At 69.2% G+C, this 18,298-nt stretch carries 16 protein-coding genes; 7 read left to right on the top strand and 9 right to left on the bottom strand.

The genetic code is table 11. From position 1 onward, the window contains the following. Positions 1–51: 51 nt before the first annotated feature. The 3 genes from flhC to bfr all read right to left on the bottom strand — a co-directional run bounded on the left by flhC (position 52) and on the right by bfr (position 1,671). Entirely contained in the window at positions 52–591 is a 540-nt protein-coding gene (gene flhC, locus AAG689_RS15015) for a flagellar transcriptional regulator FlhC (RefSeq protein WP_406622702.1), read from the bottom strand. Between the two features lie 31 nt (positions 592–622). Then, positions 623–952 (bottom strand): flagellar transcriptional regulator FlhD, encoded by a 330-nt coding sequence (flhD, locus tag AAG689_RS15010; RefSeq protein WP_020230357.1) that lies wholly within the window; start codon positions 950–952, stop codon positions 623–625. Between the two features lie 242 nt (positions 953–1,194). Further along, a complete protein-coding gene (bfr, locus tag AAG689_RS15005) occupies positions 1,195–1,671 on the bottom strand; it encodes a bacterioferritin (RefSeq protein WP_020230358.1) in 477 nt (158 codons plus the stop codon). 258 nt (positions 1,672–1,929) lie between these two features. Here bfr and ahpC point away from each other — a divergent pair, with 258 nt between their 5' ends. Both ahpC and ahpF read left to right on the top strand, forming a co-directional pair. Beyond that, the gene (ahpC, locus tag AAG689_RS15000) at positions 1,930–2,505 is read left to right on the top strand and encodes an alkyl hydroperoxide reductase subunit C (RefSeq protein WP_020230359.1); all 576 of its coding nucleotides are present in this window, start codon (positions 1,930–1,932) and stop codon (positions 2,503–2,505) included. Between the two features lie 91 nt (positions 2,506–2,596). Further along, positions 2,597–4,165 carry an alkyl hydroperoxide reductase subunit F gene (gene ahpF / locus AAG689_RS14995; protein ID WP_406622701.1) on the top strand — a complete coding sequence of 523 codons (1,569 nt, stop codon included), beginning with the start codon at positions 2,597–2,599 and terminating at the stop codon, positions 4,163–4,165. Positions 4,166–4,264: 99 nt separating this feature from the next. Here the strand turns inward: ahpF and AAG689_RS14990 are convergent, their stop codons facing one another. Continuing rightward, complete coding sequence (locus AAG689_RS14990) at positions 4,265–5,602, bottom strand: alpha/beta hydrolase-fold protein (protein WP_406622700.1); 1,338 nt, start codon at positions 5,600–5,602, stop codon at positions 4,265–4,267. Further along, positions 5,589–7,610, bottom strand: a complete 2,022-nt coding sequence (locus AAG689_RS14985) for a TonB-dependent receptor domain-containing protein (protein WP_406622699.1) — start codon at positions 7,608–7,610, stop codon at positions 5,589–5,591. Before AAG689_RS14985 ends, AAG689_RS14990 begins: the two co-directional genes overlap by 14 nt. A gap of 81 nt (positions 7,611–7,691) precedes the next feature. Here AAG689_RS14985 and AAG689_RS14980 point away from each other — a divergent pair, with 81 nt between their 5' ends. Beyond that, complete coding sequence (locus tag AAG689_RS14980) at positions 7,692–8,687, top strand: helix-turn-helix transcriptional regulator (RefSeq protein WP_406622698.1); 996 nt, start codon at positions 7,692–7,694, stop codon at positions 8,685–8,687. Between the two features lie 82 nt (positions 8,688–8,769). On the opposite strand, the gene AAG689_RS14975 is transcribed toward AAG689_RS14980, so the two are convergent. Then, on the bottom strand, positions 8,770–9,600 hold the full coding sequence (locus AAG689_RS14975) for a pyruvate, water dikinase regulatory protein (RefSeq protein ID WP_406622697.1): 831 nt from the start codon (positions 9,598–9,600) through the stop codon (positions 8,770–8,772). A 220-nt stretch (positions 9,601–9,820) separates the two neighbouring features. On the opposite strand from AAG689_RS14975, the gene ppsA reads away from it, so the two are divergent. The 4 genes from ppsA (at position 9,821) to AAG689_RS14955 (ending at position 15,430) form a co-directional block, all read left to right on the top strand. Continuing rightward, the gene (gene ppsA, locus AAG689_RS14970; RefSeq protein WP_406622696.1) at positions 9,821–12,211 is read left to right on the top strand and encodes a phosphoenolpyruvate synthase; all 2,391 of its coding nucleotides are present in this window, start codon (positions 9,821–9,823) and stop codon (positions 12,209–12,211) included. Positions 12,212–12,215: 4 nt separating this feature from the next. Continuing rightward, the gene (locus tag AAG689_RS14965; protein ID WP_020230366.1) at positions 12,216–12,524 is read left to right on the top strand and encodes a DUF4212 domain-containing protein; all 309 of its coding nucleotides are present in this window, start codon (positions 12,216–12,218) and stop codon (positions 12,522–12,524) included. Further along, the gene (locus AAG689_RS14960) at positions 12,517–14,616 is read left to right on the top strand and encodes a VC_2705 family sodium/solute symporter (RefSeq protein WP_406622695.1); all 2,100 of its coding nucleotides are present in this window, start codon (positions 12,517–12,519) and stop codon (positions 14,614–14,616) included. The genes AAG689_RS14965 and AAG689_RS14960 overlap by 8 nt, the downstream gene beginning before the upstream one ends. A gap of 346 nt (positions 14,617–14,962) precedes the next feature. Then, on the top strand, positions 14,963–15,430 hold the full coding sequence (locus AAG689_RS14955) for a hypothetical protein (protein ID WP_406622694.1): 468 nt from the start codon (positions 14,963–14,965) through the stop codon (positions 15,428–15,430). Between the two features lie 59 nt (positions 15,431–15,489). On the opposite strand, the gene AAG689_RS14950 is transcribed toward AAG689_RS14955, so the two are convergent. The 3 genes from AAG689_RS14950 to AAG689_RS14940 all read right to left on the bottom strand — a co-directional run bounded on the left by AAG689_RS14950 (position 15,490) and on the right by AAG689_RS14940 (position 18,080). Continuing rightward, positions 15,490–15,846, bottom strand: a complete 357-nt coding sequence (locus tag AAG689_RS14950) for an FKBP-type peptidyl-prolyl cis-trans isomerase (protein ID WP_020230369.1) — start codon at positions 15,844–15,846, stop codon at positions 15,490–15,492. 124 nt (positions 15,847–15,970) lie between these two features. Then, complete coding sequence (locus tag AAG689_RS14945) at positions 15,971–16,276, bottom strand: helix-turn-helix domain-containing protein (protein WP_020230370.1); 306 nt, start codon at positions 16,274–16,276, stop codon at positions 15,971–15,973. 154 nt (positions 16,277–16,430) lie between these two features. After that, positions 16,431–18,080 carry a sensor histidine kinase gene (locus AAG689_RS14940; protein ID WP_406622693.1) on the bottom strand — a complete coding sequence of 550 codons (1,650 nt, stop codon included), beginning with the start codon at positions 18,078–18,080 and terminating at the stop codon, positions 16,431–16,433. Positions 18,081–18,298: the final 218 nt, after the last annotated feature.

Raw genomic sequence — 18,298 nt, 5'->3', positions numbered from 1 at the left:
AACGATAGCTGCCAGCGCTTGCCAGTCAAGCGCTGGAGGCCGATTTGTCTATCAGTGCAGCGTCAGCGCACCGGCGCTCTTGCTCTTGCCTGCGCGCGCCGGCGGGTTGCACAGGCCGCAGGTGTAGTGGCGGTTCTCGTACAGCTCGGTGACGAACTGGCCGCCGCATTGCGCGCACTTGGTGCGCGTGAGCATGCCGGCGTCCACGAACTTCACCAAGCGCCAGGCGCGCGTGAACGACAGCAGCGGCTCGATCTCCGCGGCCTGCACCTGCTCGTTGTAGAGGCGGTAGGCCTTGGTCAGCAGCTCCACGCTGTCCAGGCTCATGCCCTTGGAGAGGTATTCGTAGATGTTCAGGAACAGCGAGCTGTGGATGTTCTCCTGCCACGTGAGGAACCAGTCGGTGGAGAACGGCAGCTGCCCCTTGGACGGCGACTTGCCCGCGATTTCCTTGTACAGGCGGATCAGGCGCTCGTACGACAGCGTGGTTTCCGACTCCAGCACCTGCATGCGTGCGCCCATCTGGATCAGCATGGCGGCGCGTTCGATCTGCTTGGACTCGTTGAGGACGCTCTTGACGGGTGCGGGCATGGCGGTCTTTCCGTGGAGGAGGGGGAGAGGGTCAGAGCACTTCCGACACGCGGCTGGCCATCAGGATGTTGGCGTGCAGCGCGTTGGTGGCCTCGCTGGCGGCCTTCCTGGGCGTGTGGTGGTTGGTCAGCAGGCCCCAGACCAGTTCGTCGTCCACGCGGAAGCTGCAAAGTAGCGTGTTGCGGGAGGCCAGTTTGAGCACTTGCGCGGCGGACAGCGATGCCAGAATATCGGCAGCTTCTTCGTTGAGCCCCAGGCGGAACACGGCTTCGGCCTTGTCCTGGCGGATCAGGGTCTGCGCCAGCATCAGGTAGGTGAGGTTGGCTTCGCGGATTTCGGCGAGCAGTTGTTCGGAGGTCATGGCACGGTTCCTTTCCTGTCCCGGATCCGCGTTGCATGCCGTTGCATGTATTGCGTGATCCGTTGAAATGGATTGTGAAACTGGCCCAATCGGAAATTAAGTCGGGGTTCGGCGGTGCGTGGCGTCTGGTCGCCTCGCCTGCCGTGTAGGAATTTGCCTGACAAGCATGTCGGCTGCTGCCGCCGCACCGGCCACAAAAAACGGGCCTAAGCCCGTTGCAAAGCGGTGTAGGGGGCCGCGCTTCAGTCGGCGTCGGCCATCTGCGACTGCAGGTAGTTCTGCAGGCCCACCTTGGCGAGTAGCTCGATCTGGGTTTCCAGGAAATCGATGTGCTCCTCCGTGTCTTCCAGGATGTCTTCCAGCAGGTCGCGCGAGACGTAGTCGCGCACCGCCTCGCAGTGGGCGATGCCTTCCTTGATCGTGGCCTGCGCGCCGCGCTCCGCGCGCAGGTCGCATTCCAGGATCTCGGGCACGTCCTCGCCCACCTGCAGCTTGGCCAGGTCCTGCAGGTTGGGCAGGCCGTCCAGCATGAAGATGCGGTCCATGAGCTTGTCGGCGTGCTTCATCTCGCCGATGGACTCGTCGTACTCCTTCTTGGCCAGCTTGTCGAAGCCCCAGTGCTTGAGCATGCGGTAGTGCAGGAAATACTGGTTGATGGCCGTGAGTTCGTTCTTCAGCTGCGCCTGCAGGTGCGCGATGACTTGTGCGTCGCCTTTCATGGGGAGACTCCTCGTTGTAGTGATGATGGGCGCCGATTGTGGGTGCACGCCCCCGTGCTGACAAGCACGCCCCGCGAAGCCCCCGTGCGTGCGCATTGGCTGGGTTTCATGCTGAGACGTGTTCGTATTCGAGCAGGTGGGAGGCGGCTTTTATATAGATAAAGACAATCAATTCAATCATGTTAATTAATTGGATTGATGGTGTGTAAGCGTCTAGACTTCGGTCCTGTGTTCAGCCAACCAACCAAGGAAACAGCAATGTCCCTGATCAATACGCAAGTGCAACCCTTCAAGACCACCGCCTTCGTGAACCGCAATGGCAAGGGCGAGTTCATCGACCTCACCGAAGCCGACCTGAAGGGCAAGTGGTCCGTGCTGATCTTCATGCCGGCTGCCTTCACCTTCAACTGCCCGACCGAGATCGAGGATGCCGCCGACAACTACGCCGAGTTCCAGAAGGCCGGCGCCGAGGTGTACATCGTCACCACCGACACGCACTTCTCGCACAAGGTATGGCACGAGACCTCCGACGCCGTGGGCAAGGCCAAGTTCCCGCTGGTGGGCGACCCCACGCACCAACTGACCAACGCCTTCGGCGTGCACATCCCCGAAGAAGGCCTGGCGCTGCGCGGCACGTTCGTGATCAACCCCGATGGCGTGATCAAGACCCAGGAAATCCACTCCAACGAAATCGCCCGCGACGTGTCCGAAACCCTGCGCAAGCTCAAGGCTGCCCAGTACACCGCCTCCCACCCCGGCCAGGTGTGCCCCGCCAAGTGGAAGGAAGGCGCCAAGACGCTGACGCCTTCGCTGGACCTGGTCGGCAAGATCTAAGCCACTGCTTCAGTTGACCTGTTGAAGACGCCCGGGTGCCTGGCGCCCGGGCTTTTTTTCCCCGAACATTCTCACAACAAGGATTCGCGCCATGCTCGACGACACCCTCAAAGCCCAACTCAAAGCCTATCTGGAACGCCTGCAGAAGCCGGTGGAGCTGGTGGCCACGCTGGACGACGGGGCCGCGTCGCAGGAGCTGCGCGAGCTGCTGGAAGACATCCGCGCGCAATCCGACAAGATCACCGTGGTCGAGAAGAACGACGCCGATGTGCGCAAGCCGTCCTTCCTGATCACCAATCCCGGCGTGGACACGGGCGTGCGCTTCGCCGGCGTGCCGCTGGGCCATGAATTCACCTCGCTGGTGCTGGCGCTGCTGCAGGTGGGCGGCCACCCCTCCAAGGAAGCGGCCGACCTGCTGGAGCAGGTGAAGAACCTGGAAGGCGACTTCCACTTCGAGACCTACTACTCGCTCTCCTGCCACAACTGCCCGGACGTGGTGCAGGCGCTCAACCTCATGAGCGTGCTCAACCCGCGCATCACGCACACGGCCATCGACGGCGGCGTGTTCCAGAAGGAGATCGAGGCGCGCGAGATCATGGGCGTGCCCACCGTCTACCTCAACGGCCAGCATTTCGGCCAGGGCCGCATGGAGCTGGCCGAGATCGTCGGCAAGATCGACAGCGGCGCCGCCAGGCGCGATGCCGCCAAGCTGAATGCCAAGGAGGCGTTCGACGTGCTCATCGTCGGCGGCGGCCCGGCCGGCGCTGCGGCGGCCGTCTATGCGGCGCGCAAGGGCATCCGCACCGGCGTGGCGGCCGAGCGCTTCGGCGGCCAGGTGCTGGACACGCTGGACATCGAGAACTACATCTCCATCAGCAAGACCGAAGGCCCGCAGTTCGCCGCCGCGCTGGAGCGCCACGTGCGCGACTACGAGGTGGACATCATGAACCTGCAGCGCGCCAAGGCCCTGCGCCCCGCTGCCGTCGAGGGCGGCCTGGTCGAGGTGGAGCTGGACAACGGCGCCGTGCTCAAGAGCCGCACCGTGATCCTCTCGACCGGCGCGCGCTGGCGCAACATGAACGTGCCCGGCGAGGAGCAGTACCGCACCAAGGGCGTCACCTACTGCCCCCACTGCGATGGCCCGCTCTTCAAGGGCAAGCCGGTGGCCGTGATCGGCGGTGGCAATTCGGGCGTGGAGGCGGCCATCGACCTCGCGGGCGTGGTCAAGCACGTCACGCTGCTCGAATTCGCGCCCGAGCTGAAGGCCGACGCGGTGCTGCAGCGCAAGCTGCGCAGCCTGCCGAACGTGGACATCATCGTCAACGCGCAGACCACCGAGGTGAACGGCGACGGCCACAAGGTCAACGGCATCACCTACAAGGACCGCGAGACCGGCGAAGTGCGCCAGCTGCCGCTCGAAGGCATCTTCGTGCAGATCGGCCTGCTGCCCAACACGGACTGGCTCAAGGGCACCGTGAACCTGTCGCGGTTCGGCGAGATCGAGATCGATGCCCGTGGCCACACCAACGTGCCGGGCGTGTTCGCCGCGGGCGACTGCACCACGGTGCCGTACAAGCAGATCGTGATCGCCGCCGGCGCGGGCGCCACCGCCGCGCTGAGCGCGTTCGACCACATGATCCGCACCACGGCGCCGGCGTGATTCTTCAAGGAAAATAAGGCGCCAGCGCTTGTACGGCAAGCGCTGGCAGCTATCAATAAGGAAGCGGAAGGGCCATGGCGCCCTTCCGCTTTTTTGGCGTCAGGGCGTGCCCAGCAGCGCCACCAGCCCCTGCGCCAGCTCGCCGCGCCAGGCGTAGTAGTCGTGCCCGCCGGGGAACTCGCGGTAGTGCACCGGGTAGCCCTTGGCCTGCAGCACGGTGCGCAGGTGGCGGCTGGTGTCGAGGATGCCGCCGCCGTCGCCGGTGAGGGTGATTTCCATCAGCCCTGCCGTGATGAAAAAGCGCAGCGGCAGGCGCTCGCTGGCGGCGAACCGGCGCGTGAGCCACTCGCCTTCGCCCCAGCGGTCGAAACCGGGCTGGCGCGGCACGTTGTCCGGCCCCCACCAGAACGAGCCCGAGAGCGCGAGCACGCTGCCGAACACCTGCGGATGCCGGTAGGCCAGCCATGCGGCGGCCAGACCGCCATAGCTCGACCCGGCCGCGACCACGTCGCGCGGCGCGGTGGAGACGGCGGGCCAGCGCGCGCGCAGCCAGGGCATCAGCTCGCGGGCCATGAAGTCGGCGAAGCCCTCGTGGGCGGGCAGCTCCTTGCCGCGCAGCGCGGGCGCGGGGTGGCCCACGAACACCGCCGCCATGGGCGGGATGCGGCGCTGGGCGATGAGCGCGTCGAGCAGCGCGGGCACGTCCACGCGGTCCAGGTAGGGCTCGCGGTCGAACAGCACCAGCAATGGCAAGGCCGTGTGCGCGGCGCCGGGCGGCAGGTAGAAGCTCACGTCGCGTGCGTTGTCCAGCACCTGGCTGGCGATGCGGTGGTGCGTGAGCGTGCCGCGCGGTGCATCGCCCGCATCGGCCCAGGGTTCTTCGAGTGCGCCGGGCAGGCGCAGCACCGAGCGCGGCGCCGTGGGCTCGGCCGAGGCGGGGCCGCGCGCGGGCGCGGGCGGCCAGTGCGGCAGCGGGTTGAGCGGATCGGGCCGGGCCGCGGCGTCCTCGGCCCGGGCGCGGGCGATGCGGTCGGCACCGGGCGGTACCTCGGGATCGGCCACGATCTGGTAGGACGCGCGCATGCCGCGCGGCAGGCGCAGGGTGAGGTGCCAGACGTCGCTGCCGCTCATCCGCTCCAGCGGGAAGCCGCCCTCCGAGCGCATGGCCCACGCGAGCTTGACGCTGCGCGTCTGCGGCGTGCCGCGCCAGAGGAAGGTGACCAGCGCCTCCTTGCCGTCTGCGCCGGGCTCGACCAGCGGCGTTCCTGCGGCCCGCACCGCGCGCCAGAAGGCGTCGCTGCCTTCGCCCGCCGCGATGGACTGGCGCAGGCGCTCCAGGCGCGGGCTCTCGGGGGCGGGTTGGGCGAGGAGGGCGCCGGGCCAGGCGGCGGCCAGGGCCAGCAGCAAGGCGCGGCGGCGCGGGTCAGAAGGCGGCATGCAGGGCGAGGTAGTAGCGGCGGCCGTCCTCGTTGAAGTCGGCCGAGGTGGTGCGGTCGAAGGCCTTGTCCGTGAGGTTGAGGATGCCGGCGCGCAGCGTGAGCGCATCCGTCATGCGCCAGCCCAGGGTGAGGTCGGCGATCGCGTAGCCGGCCTTCTCCACCTTGTTCTGGCCGTTCGAGGGCACGCTGATGTACTGCGCGCTGTGGTAGCGCACGTTGCCGCTCACGGTGAGCTGCGGCGTGGCGCGCCAGTCGGCGCCCAGGTTGACGACGTGGCGCGGGCGGTAGGTCAGCGGCACGGCCACGGCGCCGCTGGTGTTCTTGGCGTCGGTGAAGGTGTAGTTTGCGCGCAGGCCCAGGGTGGCCGTGGGATCGGCGCGCCAACTCGCCTCCAGCCCGCGCGAGCGCACGCGCGCGATGTTCTGGTAGCGGAAGATGGGCCGCCCGTCGGGCAGGAAGCCCACGAAGTTGTCGTAGCTGGGCGCCAGCGCCCGGTCGGCCGTGCGGTTGGTGATGTCGATCATGTTCTTCAGCTCGGTGTTGAAGAACGTCAGCCCGCCCGAGTGGATGCCGTGCGCGAACTGCAGGCCCAGCTCCTGGCTGGTGCCGGTCTCGGGCTTGAGCTCGCGGCTGCCCACGATGTAGCAGCCCACGGTGGCGCTGCCGCACGAGACCGATCCCCAGTTGGGGCTGCCCTGCAGCAGCGTGGGCGCGCGGAAGGCCCGTGCCACGCCGCCTTTAAGGGTGAGGGCATCGCTCAGGTGGTAGACCGCATAGGCGCGCGGGCTGTGGTGGCCGCCGAAGTTCTCGTGGTGGTCGAAGCGGTTGCCCAGCGTGATGGCGAGCCGGTCGGTGATGCGGATCTCGTCCTCGGCGAACAGCGCCCATTGCTGGATGGAGGTCTCGGGCGTGCCGCTCGCGCCCGGCGTGCCGGGCTGGCCGCTCAGGTTGGCGGGGTCGCGCAGCTTTTCCTTGCGCGTCTCGAAACCGGCCGTGACGAGCTGGTTGCCCCAGGCGATGGGGACGATGGCCTTGCCGGAGAGGCTGGCGGTGCTGGCCTTGTTCGGGTTGACCTGGCCGCTGACCATGCCGGTCAGGTTGCGGATCTCGTCGGTGGCGAAGGTCAGCTCGGTGTTGCCGAAGTCCCAGCGGCCCTTGTGGCGCAGCGAGAAGGCGTCGCGCTCCATGAGGAAGCCCGCGTGGTCGCGGCGGCTCGTGTCCACGTCGGCCACGAGGCTCTGGCGCGCGTCGGGCGTGAACGAGAGCTGCGCGCCGAAGAGCCGGTTGCGGATGTGCTGCAGGCCCGTCTGGCGCGTGCCGTTGGCGGCGGGCGGGTTGATGGCGCCGTCGGCGTCGCGCTGGTCGTAGGCGCCGGTGAGCTTGAGGCCCAGCGTGTCCGCCGCGATGGGGCCCGCGAGCGAGAAGCCGGCCAGCCGGCTGTCGCCCGCCTCGCGGTTTTCCTGCACCACGCCCTCCAAGCGCGCCGATCCGCGCCACTGCTTGCCCACGGGCCGCGTGATGATGTTGACCACGCCGCCGATGGCGTCCGAGCCGTAGAGCGAGGACATGGGGCCGCGCACGATCTCGATGCGCTCGATCTCGTCGGCCGGCACCCAGCCCGTGTCGTAGTCGTTGCCGCGGAACATGGCGCTGGTGGCGTTCACACGCTTGCCGTCGATCAGCATCAGCGTGTAGGCCGCGCCCAGTCCGCGCAACTGCACGCCGGGCACCAGGTTGCCGCTGCGGCTCAAGGTGACGCCCTCCACCGTGCCCAGCAGCTCGGCCAGCTCCTGCACGGGGCGCTTTTCCAGGTCTTCGCGCGTGATGACCGAGACGCTCGCGGGCGCGTCGCGCAGCTCCTGCTCGCCGCCCGAGGCGGTGACCACCACGGCGGACAGCGTGGCGGCGCCATCCTGGGCATGCACATGGGCCGCGCCGAAGGCGAGCGCGAGCGCCGCGCACAGGGCGTGCGGCCGGGAAACGGAGGGCAGGGCAGTGGTGCGCATGGGTTCTCTCTCTGCGAAAATGTTGTAATTGAGAATTAATATTGTTTGAACGGGCGAGTCTCGCACGCCCTGCGCCGCGCCATGTTTGCCAATTCACCAGATACCTTTGCGTCCGGCTCCGCCGCGCCGCTGGACGCCGGCGCGCTCACGCGCGACCTGCATTTGCTGGGCGGCGGCTGGCGCATCGCCGCGGGCGCGCAGCCGCCCGGCGCGCTGCTGCAGGGCAGCGTGCACACCGAGGAGCTGCGCCCCGGCCTCGTGCTCTACCGCACGGCGGTGCGCGACCTGCATTCGCTGCGCACCTCCAACCTGCTGCATCCGGGCCTCAAGCTGTGCATGCTGCTGCAGGGCAGCAGCGAGCTGGGGTATGGCGCGCGCCGCTTCGCGCTCGGCCCGCAGGCGGAGCACGGCGCGGCCGTGCTGGTGAACCTGGCCGAGCCCGACCGCTTCGTGCGCCAGTGGCGGCGCGGGCGCAGCGAGCGCAAGGTCACGCTCACGCTGCGGCCCGAATGGTTCGCCGCCGCGGGGCTGGAGGATGCGGGCATCGACGCCTTCCGGCGCGAGCACCTGGCCGTCGCGCCCTGGCGCCCCTCGCCGCGCGCGCTGGCGCTGGCCGGGCAGCTCGCCAGCCCGCCGCCGCTGACGGCCGGGCTGCAGCGGCTGTGGCTGGAGAGCCGCTGCCTCGACCTCGCGGGCGAAGCGCTGGGTACGGTCTCCCGCGCGGCGCCGCCCGCACCCGCGCCGGGGCTGGATACGCGCGGCCTGCGCCGCCTGCGCGCGTTGCGCGACTTCCTCGACAGCGGCGCGGCCGACGGCATGGGGCTGGCCGAGATCGCGCGCCACGCGGGCATGAGCGCGGCCCACCTGCAACGGCATTTCCCCAGGGTGGCGGGCACCACGGTGATCGACTACTTGCGCGGGCGCCGCCTGCAGGCCGCGCACGATGCGCTGGAGCGCGGCGAGGCCGACGTGGCCGCCGCCGCGCTGCTGGCGGGCTACCGCAGCCCGGCCAACTTCGCCACCGCCTTCCGCCGCCGCTTCGGCGTGACGCCGCGGCAGGTGCGGCCGTCATGGTGACGCTCTGCTATTTATAGCTGCTCGCGCTTGCTGTATAAGCGCCGGAGGCGGATTTCGTTCAAATTCCAGCGCCCGGGCGCGCTCAGTACTGCAGGCGTTCGGGCCGCACTTCCTGCAGGATGGTGGTGGCGATTTCCTCGATGCTCTTGGTCGTCGTGGAGAGCCAGCGGATGCCCGAGCGGCGCATCATGGCCTCGGCCTCCGACACCTCGTTGCGGCAGTTCGCCAGGTCGGCGTAGCGCGAGCCGGGCCGGCGCTCGTTGCGGATCTGCGAGAGCCGCTGCGGGTCGATGGTCAGCCCGAAGATCTTCTTGCGGTGCGGCACCAGCGCCGGCGGGAGCTGGCGGCGGTCGAAGTCCTCGGGGATCAGCGGGTAGTTGGCCACCTTCAGGCCGCACTGCATGGCCAGGTAGAGGCTGGTGGGCGTCTTGCCGCTGCGCGAGACGCCGATCAGGATCACGTCCGCGCCGCTCAGGTCGCGGTGGCTCTGGCCGTCGTCGTGGTCCAGGCTGAAGTTGATGGCCTCGATGCGGTCGCTGTATTCCTTGGACACGCTCACGTCCGAGAAGCGCCCCACGCGGTGCAGCGACTTCACGCCCAGCTCGGCCTCCAGCGGGCGGATGAAGGTGCCGAACATGTCCAGCAGCATGCCCCGGCAGCCTTCCTCGATGATGCGCAGCACGCTCATGTTCACCAGCGTGGTGAAGACGATGGGCTTCTTGCCCTCCAGCTCGGCCGTGTGGTTGATCTGGCGCACGACCTGGTGCGCCTTGTCCTCGGTGTCGACGAAGGGCAGGCGCACGTGGCGCGGCTTCATGTCGAACTGCGCCAGGATGGCGTTGCCGAAGGTCTCGGCCGTGATGCCCGTGCCGTCGGAGATGTAGAACACGGTGCGCGTGTGCGTGGGAAGCATGGGAAGAAGGGCTGTACGGAGGGAGAAACCGGTAGGAAACCAGCAGGAAATGGGGGCCGGGACGGCCCGCCTGGGCGCGCCTACAATGGCGCCCATTATTCCCAATTTCCCCCATGCACCGCGCCGGCCCACAACCAGAACAGCAAAGCCGTGGCCGCTGCATGGGCGACTGCCCGCCCCGCCTGGGCGCAGACCGGTTTTCAACTTCTGGAGCTTTCCCATGTCTGCACGCTTCGAGGCGACCGCCCTGGTCGTACCGTTTGAGAACCTGAGAATGAGCGACGTCGAGGTCGTCGGCGGCAAGAACGCCAGCCTCGGCGAGATGATCTCCCAGCTGCCGCAGGGCGTGCGCGTGCCCACGGGCTTCGCCACCACCGCGCACGCGTTCCGCGAATTCCTCAAGCACGAAGGCTTGGCCGAGCGCATCAGCCAGCGCCTGGCGGCGCTGGACACCGACGACGTGCGCGCGCTGGCCGAGGCAGGCGCCGAGATCCGCGGCTGGGTGGAAAGCCAGCCCTTCCCGGCCGACCTGGAACAGGCCGTGCGCGGCGCCTTCACCACGCTGTGCGCGGGCAACGACAAGGCCAGTTTCGCCGTGCGCTCCTCCGCCACGGCCGAGGACCTGCCGGACGCCTCCTTCGCGGGCCAGCAGGAAACCTTCCTGAACGTGGTCGGCATCGAGGACGTGCTGCACAAGATGAAGGAAGTGTTCGCGTCGCTCTACAACGACCGCGCCATCTCCTACCGCGTGCACAAGGGCTTCGCGCACGACGTGGTGGCCCTCTCGGCCGGCGTGCAGCGCATGGTGCGCTCCGATCTGGGCGCGGCCGGCGTGATGTTCACCATCGACACCGAGTCCGGCTTCGAGGACGTGGTCTTCATCACCAGCAGCTACGGCCTGGGCGAGACGGTGGTGCAGGGCGCCGTGAACCCCGACGAGTTCTACGTGCACAAGCCCATGCTCCAGGCGGGCAACAAGGCCGTGATCCGCCGCAACCTCGGCAGCAAGCTGATCCAGATGGTCTTCGCCACGGCCGAGGAAAAGGCCGCCGCTGGCCGCCTGGTCAAGACCACCGACGTGGCCACCGAGCTGCGCAACCGCTATTCGCTGACCGACGCCGAGGTGGAGCAGCTCGCCCACTACGCGCTGGTGATCGAGCAGCACTACGGCCGCCCCATGGACATCGAGTGGGGCAAGGACGGCACCGACGGCCAGCTCTACATCCTGCAGGCGCGCCCCGAGACGGTGAAGAGCCAGTCCAAGGGCCAGGCCGAGCAGCGCTTCAAGCTCAAGGGCACGGGCACCGTGCTGGCCGAGGGCCGCGCCATCGGCCAGAAGATCGGCACCGGCCCCGTGCGCCTGGTGCACAGCATCAGCGAGATGGACAAGGTGCAGCCCGGCGACGTGCTGGTCACCGACATGACGGACCCCAACTGGGAGCCGGTGATGAAGCGCGCCAGCGCCATCGTCACCAACCGCGGCGGGCGCACCTGCCACGCGGCCATCATCGCGCGCGAGCTGGGCATCCCCGCCGTGGTGGGCTGCGGCCACGCCACCGAGGCGCTCAAGGACGGTACGCTGGTCACCGTGAGCTGCGCCGAGGGCGACACCGGCCGCATCTACGACGGCCTGCTGGAAACCGAGGTGACCGAGGTGCAGCGCGGCGAGATGCCGCCCATCAAGACCAAGATCATGATGAACGTGGGCAACCCGCAGCTCGCCTTCGACTTCGCGCAGCTGCCTAACGAGGGTGTCGGCCTGGCGCGCCTGGAGTTCATCATCAACAACAACATCGGCGTGCACCCCAAGGCCATCCTGGACTACCCCGCCGTCGATGCCGACCTGAAGAAGGCCGTGGAGAGCGTGGCGCGCGGCCACGCCAGCCCCCGCGCGTTCTACGTGGACAAGGTGGCCGAGGGCGTGGCCACCATCGCCGCCGCGTTCTGGCCCAAGCCGGTCATCGTGCGCCTGTCGGACTTCAAGTCCAACGAATACCGCAAGCTCATCGGCGGCAGCCGCTACGAGCCCGAGGAAGAGAACCCGATGCTGGGCTTCCGCGGCGCGGCGCGCTACATCAGCGCGGACTTCGGCGAGGCCTTCGCCATGGAGTGCGAGGCGCTGCGCCGGGTGCGCGGCGAGATGGGCCTGACCAACGTGCAGGTCATGGTGCCCTTCGTGCGCACGCTCGGCCAGGCCGACCGCGTGACCCAACTGCTGGCAGAGCACGGCCTCAAGCGCGGCGAAAACGATCTGAAGGTCATCATGATGTGCGAGGTGCCGAGCAACGCGGTGCTGGCCGATGAGTTCCTGGCGTTTTTCGACGGCTTCTCGGTCGGCTCCAACGACCTGACCCAGCTCACGCTGGGCCTGGACCGCGACTCCGGCCTGGAGCTGCTCGCCGCCGACTTCGACGAGCGCGACCCGGCCGTGCAGGCGCTGCTCAAGCGCGCCATCCAGGCCTGCCGCGCCCAGGGCAAGTACGTGGGCATCTGCGGCCAGGGCCCCAGCGACCACCCGGACTTCGCGCAGTGGCTGGCGGACGAGGGCATCTCGTCGATCTCGCTCAACCCCGACAGCGTGATCGCCACCTGGCAGCAGCTGGCAGGCTGACCCCATGCCGCACGAGGGCGCGCACGACGAGCAAGGCGGGGCGCCTTTCGCCCCCGACCTGCACGACGCGCGCCACCTGTGGCTCAAGGCGGGGCTGCTGCTCGTGTGGGTGCTCGTGTCCTTCGTCGCGTGCTACTTCGCGCGCGACCTGCAGTTTCCCGTGGGACAGTGGCCGCTGAGCTACTGGATCGCCTCCCAGGGGGCAGTCCTGATGTTCATCGCCATCGTCTGCGTTTACTGTGCGGCGATGAGCTATTTCGAACGGCAGGATCGGGCGGCCGAGGACGCCGCCGACGCCCCTCCCCATGCCTGAGCGCGGCGGGGCCGGCCCTGGCGCGGGCCGCTCCTATGTCGGGCGCCTGAACCGCATCCTGGCGCTGTACGTCGCCGGCCTGCTGGGCTTTCTGGCGCTGATGGCCTGGGCCGAGCAGCGCGGCCTGTCGCGCCACTGGATCGGCCCCATCTTCCTGTTCCTCACCGTGATGGCCTATGCCGGCATCGGCGTGTATGGCCGCACCACCGACCCCGACGAGTACTACGTCGCCGGCCGGCGCATCCCGCCGCTCTACAACGGCATGGCCGCCGCGGCGGACTGGATGAGCGCCGCATCCTTCATCAGCCTGTCGGGCGCGCTCTACCTGCAGGGCTTCTCGGGCACCAGCGGGCAGCCGGGCGGCCTGGCCTACCTGCTCGGCTGGACGGGGGGCTTCGTGCTCGTGGCCGTGCTGATCGCGCCGCACCTGCGGGCGATGAACCTCTACACCATTCCCGACTTCTTCCAGGTGCGCTTCGGCGGTCGCGGGCCGCGCATCATCGCCGCGCTGGCGGCCGTGCTGTGCTCCTTCACCTACGTGGTGGCGCAGATCTACGGCGTGGGGCTCATCGCCTCGCGCCTCACGGGCGTGCAGTTCGAGATCGGCATCATGCTCGGCCTGGGCGGGGTGCTGCTGTGCTCGTTCCTGGGCGGCATGCGCGCCATCACCTGGACGCAGGTGGCGCAGTACATCGTGATCCTGCTGGCGTTCCTGATTCCCGTGTCCTGGCTGGCCTACAAGCAACTGGGCAACCCGCTCGCGCCGGTGGTGTTCGGTGCGCAGCTGGGCAAGATCGCCGAGCTGGAGGACACGCTGTACGATGCGCCGGCCGAGCACCAGGTCGTCGCCGCCTACCTGCGGCGCGCCAGCGAATACGAGGCGCGGCTCAACGACGTGCCTGCCGCGCTGGCGCGCGAGCGCGATGCCGCGCGCGAGCGTATCCAGCGGCTGCGCGCGCAGAACGCCGACGTGGGCCTGATCGTCGCCGCCAGCCGCGAGCTGGTTTCCATGCCGCGCGACGAGGCGGCCGCGCGCGAACGCTGGACGCGCGAGATGCGCGAGAACCTGGAGCGCGCCCGCGCCCTGGGCGGCCTGCCGCGCCACAGCCAGGCCTTCGCCGGTGACCCGCAGGGCACGCCCGAGGAGCAGCGCACGTTCGACGACGCGCGGCGCAACTTCCTGGCGCTGATGTTCTGCCTCATGGTCGGCACCGCCGGCCTGCCGCACCTGCTCACGCGCTACTACACCGTGCCCACGGTGGCGGGCGCGCGCACCTCGGTGGCGTGGTCGCTGTTCTTCATCGCGCTCCTGTACCTGAGCGCGCCGGCGCTGGCCGTGCTGGTGAAGTTCGAGGTCATGAACAACCTCGTGGGCAGCAGCTTCGGCGAGCTGCCCAACTGGATGGCCCAGTGGTCGCGCGTGGATGCCTCGCTGCTGTCCGTCGAGGACGTGAACGGCGACGGCATCGTGCAGTTCGGCGAGATCCACTTCGGCTCCGACCTCATCATGCTCGCCACGCCCGAGATCGGCGGGTTGCCCTACGTGATCTCCGGCCTCGTGGCCGCGGGCGGGCTGGCGGCGGCGCTGTCCACGGCCGACGGCCTGCTGCTCACCATCAGCAATGCGCTGGTGCGCGACCTGTACTTCCAGGAAACGCGCCGCAAGGCCTCGCCCGAGCAGCGCGTGATCCTCACCAAGTTCACGCTGCTCACCGTGGCTTTGTCGGCCGCGTTCGTCGCCGCGCTCAAGCCGTCGGAGATCCTGCCCATGGTGTCGGCCTCGTTCTCCATCGCCGCCTCGGCCTTCGTGCCGGCCATGGTGCTGGGCATCTTCTGGCGTGGCACCACCCGCCAGGGCGCGGTGGCGGGCATGCTCACCGGGCTGTCGGTCACCGTGTACTACATGCTCTCGCACGTGGATGCGCTGCGGGCCCTGCTGCCTGCATGGCTCTGGGCGGACGGGCTGTGGTTCGGCATCCAGCCCATTTCTGCGGGCGTGTTCGGCGTGCCCGCGGGGTTCGCCACGGCCTGGCTCGTGAGCTGGTACACGCGCCCTGCGCCGGCGCAACCCCGCGTGCGCTCCGAGCTGTAACCTAGAGCGTGTTCAAGGCCTTTGCGTGGTGCCCGCAAGGCAGCAAACCGCCGCAATCTAGGCGTCCGCCGCAGGCCATGCTGGTGGCCTGGACAAGGCGGGCAACGACGAGTGCGGCGGTTTGCTGCCTTGCCCGAAGGGTTGCCCCGCAATGGCAGCGGCTGCGGCGTTGCAAATCCTCGCCGGGCTACCAGCCCGGCTGCGGTTTGCGCCTAGCAGCCACTGCCATTGCGGGGCAACGGGCACCACGCAAAGGCCTTGAACACGCTCTTATGGACAAACCCCGATACCGGTGAGCGCTCGTGCGTGCCATGCTCGCAGCCCAACGCAACGCCCACGGAAAGCCATGACACTGGTCAAGACCTCCGCCGGCCAGCAGGCCCTCAAGGACCGGCACGGCAGCCTCACCCCGCGCCAGCGCTCGGCCTTCATCCTGTTCGACGGCAAGCGCAGCACCGATGACGTGCTGTCCGCCACGGCGGCCATGGGCATCACGCGCGAGGACGTGCAGGCCATGATCGACCAGGGCCTGCTGGCCTCGGCCTCCGGCGGCGCGGCCGCTGCCGAGATAGCTCCGCCAGCCGCGGCCGCCGCGGCGGGGGAGGGCAGCGGGCGTTCTCCCAAGGAGCGCTACCAGGACGCCTACCCCGTCGCCACAGAACTCACCGCCGGCATGGGCCTGCGCGGCTTCCGGCTGAACCTGGCGGTGGAGGGCACGACGGGCTACGAGGAACTGGCCGCGCTGGCGCCCAAGATCCGTGATGCGGTGGGCGACGCCAAGTACGCGCGGCTGGAGCAAGCGCTGTTCGCCTGACGGCACCCCAACGAAAAAAGCGGCCCCCGGGCCGCTTCGTCATTGGGGCGGGAAGGGGATCAGCCCACCGCCAGCAGCTCCACGTCGAACTTGAGCGTGGCGTTCGGCGGGATCACGCCGCCCGCGCCGCGTGCGCCGTAGCCCAGGGACGCGGGGATGATGAGCGTGCGCTGACCGCCGATCTTCATGCCCTGCACGCCCTCGTCCCAGCCCTTGATGACCATGCCCGCGCCCAGGGGGAACTCGAAGGGGTCGTTGCGGTCGCGGCTGGAGTCGAACTTGGCGCCCTGCTGGCCGTCGTTGTACAGCCAGCCCGTGTAGTGCACGCGCACCGACTGGCCGGCGGCGGCTTGCGCGCCTTCGCCGGTGACGGTGTCTTCGTACTGCAGGCCGGAGGGGGTGGTGGTCAGTGCCATGGCGGTTTCCTGAAATGCTATGAAGAAGAGAGCTGCTTGCGCTTGTCCATCAAGCGCTGGAGCCCAAAAAGACCAAAACCCGCGCTCAGGCGGGCCGTTGGCGGGGAATCCGTGCGGAGCCGGTTTATTTCTTGGCGCGCGCCGCCGACCAGCGGGTGGCGAAGGCCTGCACGTCGGACAGGCGCTTGAGCAGGTCCTGCCCCACGGGCGTGACGGTGTAGCCGTCGCTGCCATGGTCGAGCAGGCCGCATTCGCGCAGTTCCTTGATGCGGGTGTTCAGCGTGTTGGGCGTGATGCCGCCCACGCTGTCCTGCAGCAGGCGGAAGGTTTGCGGGTGGCCGTCGCGCAGGGCCCACAGCACGCGCAGCGCATAGCGGCATTCGAGTTTTTCGAAGAGCTGGTTGACGGCGGCGTTTTCCTTGGAGCTCATGAACGCTTCTCCTTTCGCTGTTGTAGAGCGGGCAGGCGAGGGGGCCGGCCCAGGGATGCACCGGACTATAGCCGGGAAACTCTTTTGCTACAAGTTTAATAGCTCAGGAACGCCGGGGCGCATGCGTCCAGGTGCAAAAAGCACACAAATTGCGTCAGCCTGTTGCCGGCGTGCCACGGCCCGGAGCGTGCTGTGGCAGCCAGAGGACGAACGCCGTGCCGTGCGCGCCGGGCTCCCAGGCGCAGCGCCCGCCGAGAGCCTGGGCGCGGGCGCGCACGTTGCCCAGGCCCCGGCGGCCGGGGGGCGGGGCGTCGGGCGGCGCGAAGGGGCGGCCGTTGTCGTGCACGCGCACGCACACGCCGCCGTCCTGCACTCCGGTCCCCACGGTGATGGCGGTGGCGCCGCTGTGCTTGACGATGTTGGTCAGCACTTCCTGCAGGATGCGCAGCACGTGCAGCGCGCTTTGCGCGTCCAGCCAGGGCAGGAGCGGGACGTCGCTGGTGCGCCAGTGCAGGGCGATGCCGGCCTCGCCCAGGCGCTGCTCCAGGCGAAAGCGCAGGCCCGCCAGCAGGGCCAGCAGGTCGGCATGAACGGGTTCGAGCGAGTCGATGGAGATCTTCAGGTCGTCGATGCACTCCTTGAGCACCTGGGCCACGTCCACCCCGGCCTGGCCGTGCTGCACTACGCGCAGCGCGCTCATGAGCGACGAGCCCACGCCGTCGTGCATCTCGCGCATGAGGCGCTGGCGCTCGTGCATCAGCGTCTGCTCGCGCTCGGCGGCGCGCAGGCGCTCATGGGCCAGGCCCAGCTCGCGCTCCTGCGCGGCCAGGCGCTCGGCCAGCACGGCGTGGGCCTGCGCGGCCTCGTGCGCGGCCTGCTGGTAGCGCAGGAAGGCGGCGCTGAGGAACATGGCGATCACGCCCACGTACAGGTACGGCGTGGCGTAGATGTGCTCGGCGCTCACCCGGAAGCTCTGCATCGCCAAGTCGTGCAGCCACAGCGGGAACAGCAACACCATCAGCATCGCCAGCAGCACGTGCGGCCAGGCGCGCAGGCGCCATGCGCCCGCCACGGCCGCACCCACCAGCGGCAGGGCGGCCGGGATCTGCACCAGCCGCAGCAGCGGCAGCATGGCGCCGTGCGGCGGGCTCCACAGCGGCAGCAGCACCAGCGCGGCGATGGCCACGTACAGCAGCAGCGCGCGCGCCAGGCGCGGGTAGCTTCGGCCCTGGATGCGGCACAGCAGCAGGAACGCGCAGGTCGATGCGCTCAGCGAACCGGCCATGGTCATCCAGGCGAACCAGCCGTCATCCAGGCCGAAGCCCTCGGCATCGACCAGGAAGAAGCTGGTGGCGAATACGTGCGAGAGCGACATCAGGAAGAACAGCAGGTAGCCCGTCTCCCCCTGGCGGCGGCGCGCCAGCCACACGGCCAGCGCCAGCACGCCCAGCACCAGGTTGGCGCCGCGCACGTAGGCCAGCAGGTCGCTCTGCAGCAGGCTGCGCAGGCGCCAACTGGCGCGCAGTTCCTCGGCCGGGCCGGCCCACAGGGACGAGAGCGCGCCGCCCGCGTCCTGGGCGCCGGCCATGCGCACGTGCACGGTGAGCAGCTGGCCGGGGCGCACATCGCCGCCCAGGTCCAGCCACACCGGCTGGTTGAAGCTGACCAGCACCCGGCTGCCACGCGATTGCCAGGCCAGCCGCCCATCGACGTAAACCGCCGCGTTGCCCAGCGTGTGCCAGCGCGGGATATAGAGGCGCGGCCCCTGCGGCGTGGGCGCCAGCGCATCGGCGGGCACCTGCATGCGCAGCCACCAGACCTGGGGCGGCGTGCCGTCGCCCGGCGTGGCCGAGGGGTGCGGCGCTCGCGTGCATACGGCAGCGCCACCGGCTGCCAGGGCGTGGCGGCGGCCAGCACCGCGTCGTCCGCCGCCGCCAGCGACGGCGGCGGCGCCCAGGCGGTGCTGGGCGAGCGCCAGAGCTGCGCCTGCGCCAGGTGCGCGGGCTCGGCCTGGAGCAGGGG

Source organism: Acidovorax sp. SDU_ACID1, from assembly GCF_045291395.1.
Classification (GTDB): domain Bacteria; phylum Pseudomonadota; class Gammaproteobacteria; order Burkholderiales; family Burkholderiaceae_C; genus MR-S7.
Note: the sequence above shows the minus strand (reverse complement) of the source record. Positions and strands in the feature narration are given on the sequence as shown.